This window comes from Planococcus wigleyi, assembly GCF_014836985.1.
Classification (GTDB): Bacteria; Bacillota; Bacilli; order Bacillales_A; family Planococcaceae; genus Planococcus; species Planococcus notacanthi.
In genome coordinates, this window is sequence record NZ_JACSPU010000002.1 from 310,225 (window position 1) to 322,231 (window position 12,007).

Here is a 12,007-nt window from a genome sequence, read left to right on the forward strand (position 1 = left end):
GCCGACTCTTCAAGTCAGGAAGTGAAAAGATGAACTATGCCATTGGTGTTGATATTGGCGGAACAAAGGTGGCCGTTGCGGCCGTGAATGAGCAAGGGACCATCATCAGCCGGTCAGTCATTCCGACAAACCTGGACATTGCACCCGAAGCGATGATTGCTGAAATTCAACAGGAAATCAGAAGAATCATCGAAAGGTCAGGTGTTCACATGGACCAGGTGGTGGGAATCGGCATAGGCGCACCGGGTCCGCTGGACAGCAAAAACGGGCTCATCTCCTGCCCGCCCAATTTGCCGGCATGGGTGGATATTCCGATTCGGGACTTGATCGGGCGTGTTTTCCCCGTTCCGGTTCTGTTGGAAAACGATGCGAATGCTGCGGCTCTTGCCGAGAAATGGATCGGTGCCGCAACCGAAACCGACAACTTCATCTATATTACGGTCAGTACAGGAATCGGTGCTGGAATTATTTCAGAAGGACAGCTTCTCAAAGGGATGAAGGGGAACGCTGGAGATATTGGCCATGCAGTCATCGATCCTTCTTTTGGAGAATGTGTCTGTGGGCAATCAGGTTGCCTGGAATCAATCGCCTCCGGAACGGCCATTGCGAAGAGAGCTTCAGCAATCGTCGGCAGGGAGGTAACGGCGAAAGATGTTTTTCACCTTTATAAAGAAGGACATCCCGACATAACAGCTTACATGAAAGATGTGTTCAACGTGCTTGGGGTGGCTTCTGTCAGTATGATCAATACCTTCGATCCCGAGAAGATCGTTTTTGGCGGGGGTGTTTCTGAATTCGGAGAGCCGATGTTTGAAGCGATTCAGCAGTATGTCCGCCGCTATGCCTTGAATCCGACTGGTCGAAAAACAGAAATTGCTGCGGCCAAACTTGGCCAAAATGCAGGTGTCATCGGAGCAGCAGCCCTCTGTTTTCACAATGGATCATTTCAATAAACAGGAATCGGAGGAACTTCAGATGTACGAAGAACCTATATTTTTGGAACCGGTCTTCCAAGACCGAATCTGGGGAGGAAAGAAACTCCATACCCTGTTTGGCTACGATATCCCTTCTGATAAAACGGGGGAAGCATGGGTGATATCAGCCCATGAAAAAGGTCCGTCCATCATCGCTAACGGTCTATTGAAAGGAAGGAATCTGTTGGAAGCCTGGAGTGACAATCCGACACTATTCGGCAAAAAGCAGAGATCGGGAGATTTTCCGCTGCTGGTGAAAATATTGGATGCCAATGAAAGCTTATCGGTCCAAGTCCATCCGGATGCCGGTTACGCTCAGGAAATGGAAAACGTTCCGTGTGGAAAAGCGGAATGCTGGTATGTATTGGATTGTGAACCGAACAGCCAAATCATTTTGGGGCACCGGGCGGAGAGCCGCGAAGACTTCCGAAAACGCGTGGATGCAGAGCAATGGGATGAACTGTTGTTGCCGGTGCCGGTTAAAAAAGGAGATTTCTTTTACATTCCGAGCTGGACAGTCCATGCTATTGGAAACGGGATTATGGTCTTGGAAATCCAGCAAAGTTCCGATATCACCTATCGTGTTTATGATTATGGCCGGAAGACCAGGGAAGGAAAGACGCGCGAACTTCATATTCAATCAGCAATCGATGTCATCAATTTTCCTCATCATTCTGTCCGTCTTTCCCAAAATGCAATGAACAGAGGGGATTTAGCCAGTACGCAATTAATCAAAGAACTTTACTTTACTGTCTATCACTGGGACATCAAAGGAAAGGTGGAAACGCCATTGAAAATGGATTATCTGCTGGTCAGTGTGATTGACGGATCAGGAGAAATCTCAGTAAACGGGAAAACTTTTCCGTTGGCGAAAGGAAGCCATTTCATTTTGCCCGCCATGGTGGAGTCATATGGAATCGAAGGCGATCTTGAACTTATGGTCACCCACGAATAAGCTGGCCTGTATAAGTTACAAGTACAGCAGCAAAGAACGGAATAAATCCGCTTTTATAAGACTGATTATTCAGTCTAAGTTAATTAGTTAATTGATAGAGGAGCTGGTCAGAATGGTTGAAAAACAATTTACGATTACAGATACAGCAGGAATCCATGCCCGCCCGGCAGCAATTTTAGTAAACCTGGCAAGTAAATTCGATTCAGAAGTAAACATTGTCCATCAAGAGAAGAAAGTGAATTTGAAATCCATTTTAGGGGTCATGTCATTAGGGATTGCCTATGGCACCGAGTTTAAAGTAAATATCGAAGGAACAGATGAAGAAGACGCCCTGAGAGAACTTGAGAGCATGATGCAAAAAGAAGGATTGGCTAAATAACGCATTTCTAAAAAGGGCAGTCCAACAAGTCCCACAAAAAACGGACGGAGAAAAGTATTCTTTTTCTCCGTCCGTTTTTTTGAATGGGAATGTTTCTCTGAAAAAAATTGGCGGGAGGGGAAAGGTGATGTTTTCGTGTCTCCCATTTACCCAAAAAGCGTTCGTAAATATGTATGTAATTTCGCGAACGTTCGTAATGTGTTTTTACACGTATACGAACGTTCCTTTATACAGGTTTTTATCCTTTTTTAAAGCGTTCGTAAAGGTGTACTTTTACGAACGCTTTTAATCATTAACAAGTAAACATGAAAAAGCAGTGGTGAAAATATTGAAGTTGCACCTCTGTTTTAATTAGAAATGATTAACTTATAGATGTGACGCTGTTTCTTTCACTAGTTTTAACCCTGTGGAAATGATCGTTGCTACGTTTTCGGAACCTTGGACATGGCCTTCTACAATCACTTCGTCTATGATTTCAAAACTGAAATAGTTTTGCATTACAGCACGCATAGATATTTTTATAATTAATTTTATGAAGCTTTTTGCAGACATTATTACTTTATTTGTATAAGAATCATGTATCATAATATAATAGTAAAGAAATAGAATCAGGAAAATTGGGGGGTGATTTAAGTATGAACTTAGAAGAAGAACTCCAATTATTCATCCATAATTTAGAAGGAATGGATAAATACCGATTGCCACAAAGAGCATATCATACGATTCGGCTGGCCATCCGTGACTTAATTCTACCACCTGGAACAACCCTCCTTGAACGTGAAATCAGTGAAACGCTTCAAATGAGTCGTACGCCTGTCAGAGAGGCACTGGTTCGATTGGAGATAGAAGGTGTTGTTCGACTGGTTCCCAGACGGGGATTTATCGTAGAGCCGATCGAGCAGCATGATCTAAAAGAAGTTTATGAAATTATCACCACATTGGACAGCCTTGCCATCGAAACAGCCACTGCTAATGCCACTATTGGAGAACTGGATTATCTGGAAACCATTATCGAGGAACAGCAAGCCGCACTGATAAAAGAGGATTTGAAGCAGTGGTCGGTACTGGATGATTTGTTCCATACGACAATCACTGAGTATGCACAAAATAAGCGCTTGAAAGCGGCGATTGACAGCTATGCTGATCAATCGTACCGGGCGAGATTGTTCACAATCAAAGAACGGCCCATTCCACAGCGGTCGATCATCGAACATAAAGCCATTGTTTTCTGTATGCGTGCAAAAGATGGCAAGGCGGCTAGTATGCTGATTCAATCCCACCGGAGGCGTGCTCAGAAAGAAATACTGGAAGTGCTGGATAACATCAATCAAATTAGAATCGCAAGCAACTAAAAAGCGGCCTTCTCTATCAAAGAGGAGACCGCTTTTTTATTGCATCATCAGTTTACATCAAATGCCCAAAAATGATTGGCACGTAGAAGTAGGCGATGATAACAGAGAAAACTATGGAGAATAAATTAAGCCAAACACCGGTTAAGGCCATAGTGCTCATTTTTACATAACCGGTTCCAAACACAATCGCATTTGGCGGAGCGGCAACAGGGAACATATAGGCAAATGTAGCGCCCATATTGGCTGCAACCATAAGGATGATTGGATCAGTCCCAAGCGTTGTAGCAGCAACAGCAACAATCGGATAAACCATCGTCGCAGTAGCTGTATTTGAAGTAAACTCGGTCATGATAGTGATGGTCCCGACAATTAAAGCGATAGTAACAAAAAGCGGGATGTTTCCGAATCCGGTCAACTGTCCGCCAATCCATTGATCAAGCCCCGATTCCATAATGCCGGCCGCTAGTGCAAGACCACCGCCAAAGAGCCATAATATTCCCCATGGAAGCTTTAAAATCGTATCCCAGTCTAAAATATTTCCATCTTTATTCTTGGCCGGAATGGCAAATAAGAGAATCCCTGCGATTAAAGCAATTAAGGTATCGTCCAATCCAGGAATAAACTTGTTAAGGATAAAGCTACGAGTAATCCAAGCCACACCTGTTAGAGTGAAAACTGTTAAAATGACTTTTTCTTCATAACTCATTTTTCCTAGACCAACCAATTCTTTCTTAACGATTTCCCTGCCACCTGGCATACTTTGCAATTTCATTGGAAAAGCAATTTTTGTCAGGTAAAGCCAAATAAGTGGAATTAGAATAGCCACCATCGGAAGTCCGAAAAGGAACCAGCGGGCAAAAGTGATTTCAACGTCATATAAGCTTTTGACTGTGGCGGCTAAGATGATATTAGCTGGAGCTCCTACCAAAGAGCCAAACCCACCAATAGTTGCGGCGTAAGCGGTCCCAAGCATTAATGCAGTTCCGAATGGGAATTTTCCGGGAGTAGTATCGACTTCAGTTTTACCTTTAAGTGAATCGGCAACGTGCTTTGCAACAGCCAGACTTATAGGAACCATCATCATGGTTGTAGCGGTATTTGAAATGAACATAGATAAAAATGCTGTAGCTACCATAAAACCGAGAATAAGCATATTTGGATTGGTACCGACAAATGAAATGATGGATAAAGCAATACGCTTGTGTAAATTCCATTTCTCCATTGATAACGCTATCATAAAACTTCCAGCAAACAAGAAAATTAACGGATCTCCATAATTTGCGGAAACAACACCCGTCTCCATCACTCCGAGAAGCGGGAATAGTAATAATGGAAGCAAGGAAGTGATTGGAATCGGCATGGCTTCCGTAACCCACCACGTAGCTACCCAGGCAACGATTGCCAAAACGGTTACTGCTGTTGCTGACATATCAGCGGGAGAAACCAGTAACTTTATCAGGAGAAAAAGAATCGGGCCAAGTAACAAACCGATTAACTGAGGCTTAGTATAACTGGTCGATCGATCATGGGGTTCTTTTGAATTCGCGTATTTCGTCTTTTCTTCTTTAGAAAGATCGGCAGTTGAGCGAGCGGCCGTACTCATAGCTAGGACATTGAGTGTTAGAATTGCTTTCATCATTGCTTTGGCCTGGTCATTCCAAGCCCACATTTGAACCCACCATTTTTTTGCAACTGTCATAAATACTTCCCTTCTTTCTTCTTAAATATTATCGAAAAATGATACCGCTTACACAATTGGGGAAGAGCTTTTAAAAATGCTGTTAACGTCTTGCTTAAGTAGAATTCTAACTTTATGTATACATTAATGTCAATACAAAAATAAAAATATTCAAAAAACTTAATTAAAAGCTCATATTTAAGGGTTAAAACAATTACTATTAAATTATTTTTTAAAATTAAAATATTTAATTGACATTAATGCATACGTTAATATAATATACAGCTTAACACTAATAAATATGCCAGTGATGGCAACTATAGGAGGAATTGCAGATGAGTGAAACTAAAAAATTTAGATTGGCGGTTATCCCAGGTGATGGAATAGGGAAAGAGGTAGTTAGAGAAGGAATGCGTGTATTGCAGCATATGGCGGAAGAGTCTGATGGTAAGTTTTCTTTTGAAAGCGATTACTTTCCGTGGGGTTGTGAATATTATTTAGAACATGGCAAAATGATGGACGAAGACGGCGTGGAGAAAATCAAAGATCATGATGCGATTTACTTTGGAGCAGTTGGATTCCCGGGCGTGCCAGATCATGTTAGTTTATGGGGATTGCGCTTGGCAATCTGCCAAGGTTTCGATCAATGGGCAAATATTCGGCCGGTTGAATTCTTACCGGGAGTACCCAGAAGATTAAATCATCCGAATGTTGATGATTTAAATTGGATATTGGTACGTGAAAACTCTGAAGGAGAATATTCAGGAATTGGTGGTCGCAATTTTGCTGGTCGCGGCACTGGAAATGAAGTTGCTGTTCAATCGTCTTTATTCACGGAAAAAGGCTGCGAACGAATTATCCGCTTTGCATTTGATTTGGCCCGCACACGGGATAGAAAAAAAGTGACAAGTGTGACGAAGAGTAATGCACAGCAATACGGCATGGTATTATGGGACGAAGTCTTTGCTCGGGTCAGCAAAGACTACCCGGATGTTGAAACAGATCAGTGGCTCGTTGATGCTATGGCCGCTCAGTTCGTATTGCATCCCGAAGAACTGGAAGTAGTAGTGGCATCCAATTTATTTGCCGATATTTTGTCGGATCTGGGAAGTGCTCTCGCTGGAAGCTTGGGAATCGCTGCAAGCGCGAACTTGAACCCGGAAAGAAGAACGCCAAGCATGTTCGAATCTGTCCATGGATCTGCCCCGGATATTGCGGGGAAAGGCGTAGCCAATCCAATTGGCACTATTGGAAGCGCGGCATTGATGCTTGATCACTTAGGATTGAAAGACGAAGCAGTCCAGTTGAATAAAGCAATTGAAGAAACTACGAGACAAGGCATCCTGCCCCGTGATTTAGGCGGTTCATTTGATACAGTAGATGTGACAGATGCCATCATTAAAAATTTAGCAAAAGTGAAGACAGAAGCTTAATTTAAAGAATGTCGTAATCGATTCAGTTCGATTGCGACTTTTTTCTAAGTCGGAAAAGGCAGGTGTGAACTATGAAGGTATTAATTGCAATGGATTCATTTAAAGGAAGTTTATCTTCTATAGAGAGCAGTACAGCAATTGCGGCGGGAATTAAAGAAGTTTATCCACATGCCGATATCGAAGTGCTTCCATTGGCTGACGGGGGCGAAGGGACTGTGGAAGCGCTTGTAAATGCAACGGCTGGAACTCTTGTTACGATTCCAGTAACAGGACCACTTAATGAAACAGTAAAAGCAACCTATGGGATTCTTGGAGATGGGAAGACAGCGGTAATTGAAGTGGCTGAAGCTTGTGGATTGCCACTTGTTCCTTACGGTGAGCGCAATCCATTAAAAGCAACCTCTTATGGGGTCGGGGAAATCATTTCTGATGCCATCGAGAAAGGGTCTCGCGAGTTTGTCATTGGACTTGGAGGCAGTGCGACAAACGATGCGGGCATTGGGATGCTCCAAGCATTAGGCTTTTGCTTTTACGACATGAACGGTGAAAAAGTAGGAATAGATGGCCAATCGCTAACCGATATCTGGAGCATAGACTTGAAGCAGGTAAATCCTATGTTGAAAGAGTGTAGATTCAGAGTCGCTTGTGATGTAAAAAATCCTCTTTACGGGCCGGAAGGCGCAGCTCATATTTTTGGGCCGCAAAAAGGAGCGACGCCTGAAATGGTGGAACAATTGGATAAGGGACTTAAACATATCGCAGAGATTGTCCTTTATACCCTTCAGACCGAAATCAATCAGATTGAGGGAGCTGGAGCTGCCGGAGGATTGGGTGCTGCTTTTTCAAGCTTCTTGCATGCCGATCTCCAATCTGGAATCGAATTGGTGATGGAAATTATTGAAATGGAAAAGAGCATGCAAGGGGCAGACTTCGTCATTACGGGCGAAGGGAAGTTAGATGGACAAACCTCTATGGGAAAGGCGCCGCTTGGCGTAGCAGAGCTAGCTCAGATGCATAACATTCCGGTCATTGCCCTTGCGGGGGGGATTACGGAAGAAACGGCAGTTCTAAACAAGCTGGGGATCACTTCTTATTTTTCCATCTTGAATCAGCCGATGACGCTGGAAGAAGCTATGGATTCGAAGATGGCCTACAACAACTTACGCGCAACAACAAATCAATTATTCCGGTTGATTCAAGCAGTTCGCGCTACTGTGAAGATATAAGTGGTTATTCCTTTTTCTTGGTTAGCTAAAAGACAAGTTTAGAAACGAAAGGGGGGCAATGCGATGAAAAGAAAAGTGGGCGTTAGCGGCACGGGAAGAATCGGACGCTTAGTGATCAGGCAAATTTTATCTGATGCAAACAGCCAATTGGAGTTAGAAGCTATCAACTCTACTGCCCCTACAGAAACTGTGGCTCATTTATTAAAATACGATACTGTCCATGGAACATGGAATACAGAGATCTCCGTGGAACACGGGAATCTATTAATTGATGGCCAGCTCATTCAAGTGGTGTCTGAACGCGAACCTGAGAACATCCCATGGGAATCTTTAAACGTAGAGATTGTGATAGATGCCACCGGTAAATTCAATCACCGTCAGGGCGCACAAAAACATCTGGCAGCAGGGGCATCTTATGTAATCATAACCGCACCTGGAAAAGGGATGGACTTAACCGTCGTAATGGGTGTAAATGATCACCTATTGGATCTTTCGAAGCATACACTTTTATCAGCTGCTTCTTGCACGACAAACTGTGTTGCCCCTGTGTTAAGTATATTGGATCAGGCTTTTAGAGTAAAAAGAAGTTGGATGACGACCGTTCATTCCTTTACTTCTGACCAAAGACACATGGATAATCCCCATAAGGATTTGAGAAGGGCAAGAGCTTGTATGCAATCCATTATTCCAACCACAACAGGAGTAGGCAAAGCACTTCGGGATGTGCTTCCTCATCTCGCGCCTTACGTTGAAGGACTCTCACTGCGTGTTCCCACCCAGGATGTTTCTTTGGCTGATTTTACTGTTGAGGTGCCACGTCAGGTATCGATAGATGAAGTGAGGTCGGTTTTTAAAACAGCTGCGCACGAAAACCGTTATGTCGGTTATACAGAAGAACCTTTAGTATCGGCCGATTTCATTGGCTGTGATAAATCAGCAATTGTTGATGGGCTTTCAATCATGGTTGCAGGAAATCAAATTAAAGTACTTGCCTGGTATGACAACGAATGGGCTTATGCCAACCGGGTCATCAATTTGGCTCAAGCAATCCAACAAAGAATAGAGAAAGCAAAGTCGCTTCAGTTATAGAGTTAACATTACCGACTCTTATAAACTTCTGTTTTTACAGTCTCATTCAATTTTAAAGTTTGATTTACAGCTTGATAGGGCCTAGGGTTAGTATCCAGAGTCATTAAATTGATACTAGTTTACGTCACTCATATCAATAACTTAGCACTATCAAAATTTGAACTCCCTTTGAGTTTACATATCATGAATTTATCGGAAGTTTCTTTTAAAAAAATACAAGAAAGGAAGAGGGAAGCCAACTTATCAGCTTTTCCTCTTCCTTTCATTTAAAATCACTTATGATTCAAAGCTTGATTGATAAATTGGTATAGCTCGCCATCTATTTCATATTGCAGTTCGTTCCCTGGGTTTTCGGCGTGGAAATGTTCGGCTTGCTTGCGGAAAGTCCTATCGTCTTCGGAAAAGGCATTCACGATGTCATTCCATTTTTTCGCTAAATCTTGTACTTTTTCATCGGAAGGAGAAGCGCCTTTTTCTTTTTCCAAACGTATTTCCTTGATAAGATCGTTAAACTCTTGCTCGGCCTGCTTTAAGAGTTGTTTATCAGCATTTTCATATCGGCTTTCCATGGTATCCAATTGCTGCTTCGTAAAGTATTTTTCCTTATTCATTTTCAGCGCCTCCATTAATTTAGTAAGTTCTGAAATCGAGAGGGTCCGATTGCTGTGTGCAGCCAATAACGCATTTTCCAACTCGGCTACTAGTTTTTGCTGAACCTCTATCTTTTTCTTGACGCGAGAAATTTGGGTTTGCAAAATCTCCGTAACGGTTTGTTCTTCCGGATTAGACAACAGAAGCTGTATTTCTTCTAATGACATTCCCATCTGCTTTAAAGACAAAATGGGCTGAAGACGGACCAAATCTGCTTTCGTGTAAAGCCGATGCCCTGACTCCGTATACTGAGAAGGTGAAAATAAACAGATTTGATCGTAATAGCGTAAGGTTCGAATCGTTAAACCCGCCAATTCTGCAACTTCTCCGACTTTCCAATGTTCCTTCATTCGCTTAGCCTCCATTTAACAACATTTCTATTCACCAACTAAAAACGAGAAATTCGAAGTTAGAAGAGTTGCTGCATCTCCTTTTGCTCAAACGCATAGGTTTTTCCGCAAATATGACAAAAAGCTTCAATGTCCTCATTTTGTTCAATGCTCCGTTTGATTTCCTCTTCACTCAATGAATAAAGCATGCCATAGAACATTTCTTTACTGCATCCGCAGAAAAATTGACTGGAGCTATGGCCGATGATTTTTGCATCTCCAAACAACTGGGTTAACGCTTCTTCGCTGTCACTCGCTTTTTCAGCGTTTAGTTTACTGAAAATATCCGGATTGGCTTTTATAATCATTTTCACTTCTGAAAGCAGGTGTGGTGGTGCACCGGGAAGCAGTTGTGCATATAGTGCATGGCTGGAAAGAAGGGAAGCTCCATTATCCAACTGAATGTCGGAATAAAGATAGGTCGGCGTCTGATCACTCTGCACAAAATAGTTGGCGATATCATCCGTGATATGTTGATTTGGCATATCGGTAATGCTGGTGAATTGATTCATCTCAGAACCCTTTATGACACGGATCATCCCAGAAGGTCCAATCAAATCTTGCATCGACTTTTCTTCTGTATTAGAAGATCTCAAAAGTTCTTCGTTCAGGTATCCTCTGACATTTCCATTCGCTTCGGCTTCCGCAAAAATTTTATGGAGAGGATTGCTCAACGTTATCTGGAGGCTCATTCGCTGGTTTCCTTTGAGCGTGCCGGAAAGTATGCTCATCGCGGATACCGTTTTGCCCAACATCAGTTTAAGCGATTCAGGCAGTTCTTGGTTTAAAGCAAAGATATCGCGAAGCAGCTGGGTATTATCAATAAAATAGAGACGAATCTGTTCTTCATTAATTAATGTCTTAACAATGGCATTTTGCACAACGATTCCCCCTTTGCAAAAGTAAGCTAGTTTCACTATAAAACATTACCCTACGTAAGGTTCAAGGGGAAAATAAAATTTTCACGATATTTATTTTTAGTTAACATATGAGGGCTTATCAGAAGTTTTTATATACGAAGTAAAGAATTCGAAAGACCAGTGACCTCTTTATTTAAGGTTACTGGTCTTTTAAAATTTTATGCAAAATAAAACTTGAATTGGTGCAATTTATCTCTAAAAGTGACAACGTTATTATTATTTGTTTATATTTTATTCATTTTGAGTGTACTTTTACGAACGCTATTACTTCCAAAATTATCTAGCTATTATTTTTAGTTCTGAGTATATTTAGTATATGAATTTCAATTTTAATTACATGAGACAAAATTTCAACAATACATGAAGCAAGTGAGTAGAGAAAGACCATTATTCTAACATAACTTATGTGCAGTTAAGTTATATTCACTAAGTGATGAATAGGGGCGGGGTAGAAATGAAAAGAGAAGACAGAAACTTCGCAGAGAGAGTTTTAAAAAAACTGCTTATTGGAAGTCAACTTGATGGTTTCCAATTTGGTATTGGTCCAGGGGGAGTGCGTGTCTGTTTTTCCCATTATTCTAAACAAGGTCCAGACCAATTATGGTTGAACATCGAAGTAAAGAAAATTGCGATTATTGCTAGTGATGAGCAATTAACCACAGTTACTAAAGAAACCTTAGAAGAACTCGACGATGAAGAGTCGTTTCAGCTGCTGTTGAGAAATCGGAGAGATAAAGTGAAAGATATTTGGCTCGGAGAAGATTCACCACATTTATATATATCGCTTGAGTCCGGAAAAGTATTGTATGTAAATGGACATGATGAAAACTATGAGTGTTGGCAAGTTGGAGATAATCATGGATATGGGGATGGTGACTGGTTGATTGTGGCTGTTCCAGGTAATGAAATCGCCATATGGAGTCCTGAAGAGTTTAAATAGGATCAGCTAGGAAGAGAAAGT

12 protein-coding genes are annotated in these 12,007 nt (G+C 41.9%); 8 read left to right on the plus strand and 4 right to left on the minus strand.

Features of this window, described 5'->3' with window-relative positions:
- The first annotated feature begins 29 nt into the window (after positions 1 to 29).
- The 3 genes from H9630_RS07080 to H9630_RS07090 all read left to right on the plus strand — a co-directional run bounded on the left by H9630_RS07080 (position 30) and on the right by H9630_RS07090 (position 2,308).
- Positions 30 to 953 (plus strand): ROK family protein, encoded by a 924-nt coding sequence (locus tag H9630_RS07080; RefSeq protein ID WP_191714799.1) that lies wholly within the window; start codon positions 30 to 32, stop codon positions 951 to 953.
- 22 nt (positions 954 to 975) lie between these two features.
- Positions 976 to 1,929, plus strand: a complete 954-nt coding sequence (gene manA, locus H9630_RS07085) for a mannose-6-phosphate isomerase, class I (protein ID WP_191714800.1) — start codon at positions 976 to 978, stop codon at positions 1,927 to 1,929.
- Between the two features lie 112 nt (positions 1,930 to 2,041).
- Positions 2,042 to 2,308, plus strand: coding sequence for a phosphocarrier protein HPr (locus H9630_RS07090; protein WP_191714801.1), 267 nt, complete (start codon positions 2,042 to 2,044; stop codon positions 2,306 to 2,308).
- A gap of 366 nt (positions 2,309 to 2,674) precedes the next feature.
- On the opposite strand, the gene H9630_RS18870 is transcribed toward H9630_RS07090, so the two are convergent.
- Positions 2,675 to 2,806: a hypothetical protein gene (locus tag H9630_RS18870; RefSeq protein ID WP_263615945.1), complete on the minus strand. Its 132-nt coding sequence runs from the start codon at positions 2,804 to 2,806 to the stop codon at positions 2,675 to 2,677.
- Between the two features lie 137 nt (positions 2,807 to 2,943).
- On the opposite strand from H9630_RS18870, the gene H9630_RS07095 reads away from it, so the two are divergent.
- Entirely contained in the window at positions 2,944 to 3,660 is a 717-nt protein-coding gene (locus H9630_RS07095; protein WP_112229723.1) for a GntR family transcriptional regulator, read from the plus strand.
- A 52-nt stretch (positions 3,661 to 3,712) separates the two neighbouring features.
- Here the strand turns inward: H9630_RS07095 and H9630_RS07100 are convergent, their stop codons facing one another.
- Complete coding sequence (locus H9630_RS07100; protein WP_191714802.1) at positions 3,713 to 5,359, minus strand: SLC13 family permease; 1,647 nt, start codon at positions 5,357 to 5,359, stop codon at positions 3,713 to 3,715.
- Between the two features lie 314 nt (positions 5,360 to 5,673).
- On the opposite strand from H9630_RS07100, the gene H9630_RS07105 reads away from it, so the two are divergent.
- The 3 genes from H9630_RS07105 (at position 5,674) to gap (ending at position 9,086) form a co-directional block, all read left to right on the plus strand.
- The gene (locus H9630_RS07105; RefSeq protein ID WP_191714803.1) at positions 5,674 to 6,771 is read left to right on the plus strand and encodes a tartrate dehydrogenase; all 1,098 of its coding nucleotides are present in this window, start codon (positions 5,674 to 5,676) and stop codon (positions 6,769 to 6,771) included.
- A 71-nt stretch (positions 6,772 to 6,842) separates the two neighbouring features.
- Entirely contained in the window at positions 6,843 to 7,997 is a 1,155-nt protein-coding gene (locus H9630_RS07110; RefSeq protein WP_191714804.1) for a glycerate kinase family protein, read from the plus strand.
- A gap of 63 nt (positions 7,998 to 8,060) precedes the next feature.
- Positions 8,061 to 9,086, plus strand: a complete 1,026-nt coding sequence (gene gap / locus H9630_RS07115) for a type I glyceraldehyde-3-phosphate dehydrogenase (RefSeq protein ID WP_191714805.1) — start codon at positions 8,061 to 8,063, stop codon at positions 9,084 to 9,086.
- Between the two features lie 272 nt (positions 9,087 to 9,358).
- Here gap and H9630_RS07120 read toward each other — a convergent pair whose 3' ends face one another.
- The gene (locus tag H9630_RS07120) at positions 9,359 to 10,051 is read right to left on the minus strand and encodes a MerR family transcriptional regulator (RefSeq protein ID WP_191714806.1); all 693 of its coding nucleotides are present in this window, start codon (positions 10,049 to 10,051) and stop codon (positions 9,359 to 9,361) included.
- Positions 10,052 to 10,146: 95 nt separating this feature from the next.
- Positions 10,147 to 11,007: an Hsp33 family molecular chaperone HslO gene (locus H9630_RS07125; RefSeq protein WP_191714807.1), complete on the minus strand. Its 861-nt coding sequence runs from the start codon at positions 11,005 to 11,007 to the stop codon at positions 10,147 to 10,149.
- Positions 11,008 to 11,500: 493 nt separating this feature from the next.
- Between H9630_RS07125 and H9630_RS07130 the strand changes: the two genes are divergently transcribed.
- Positions 11,501 to 11,986: a hypothetical protein gene (locus H9630_RS07130; RefSeq protein ID WP_191714808.1), complete on the plus strand. Its 486-nt coding sequence runs from the start codon at positions 11,501 to 11,503 to the stop codon at positions 11,984 to 11,986.
- The last annotated feature ends 21 nt before the right edge of the window (positions 11,987 to 12,007 follow it).

Bases quoted from the DNA above. Each gene is read 5' to 3' on its own strand.
- H9630_RS07080 (WP_191714799.1), top strand. From the start codon at position 30: ATGAACTATGCCATTGGTGTTGATATTGGCGGAACAAAGGTGGCCGTT.
- H9630_RS18870 (WP_263615945.1), bottom strand. From the start codon at position 2,806: ATGCAAAACTATTTCAGTTTTGAAATCATAGACGAAGTGATTGTAGAA.
- H9630_RS07110 (WP_191714804.1), top strand. From the start codon at position 6,843: ATGAAGGTATTAATTGCAATGGATTCATTTAAAGGAAGTTTATCTTCT.
- H9630_RS07100 (WP_191714802.1), bottom strand. From the start codon at position 5,359: ATGACAGTTGCAAAAAAATGGTGGGTTCAAATGTGGGCTTGGAATGAC.
- gap (WP_191714805.1), top strand. From the start codon at position 8,061: ATGAAAAGAAAAGTGGGCGTTAGCGGCACGGGAAGAATCGGACGCTTA.
- H9630_RS07105 (WP_191714803.1), top strand. From the start codon at position 5,674: ATGAGTGAAACTAAAAAATTTAGATTGGCGGTTATCCCAGGTGATGGA.
- manA (WP_191714800.1), top strand. From the start codon at position 976: ATGTACGAAGAACCTATATTTTTGGAACCGGTCTTCCAAGACCGAATC.
- H9630_RS07090 (WP_191714801.1), top strand. From the start codon at position 2,042: ATGGTTGAAAAACAATTTACGATTACAGATACAGCAGGAATCCATGCC.
- H9630_RS07130 (WP_191714808.1), top strand. From the start codon at position 11,501: ATGAAAAGAGAAGACAGAAACTTCGCAGAGAGAGTTTTAAAAAAACTG.
- H9630_RS07095 (WP_112229723.1), top strand. From the start codon at position 2,944: ATGAACTTAGAAGAAGAACTCCAATTATTCATCCATAATTTAGAAGGA.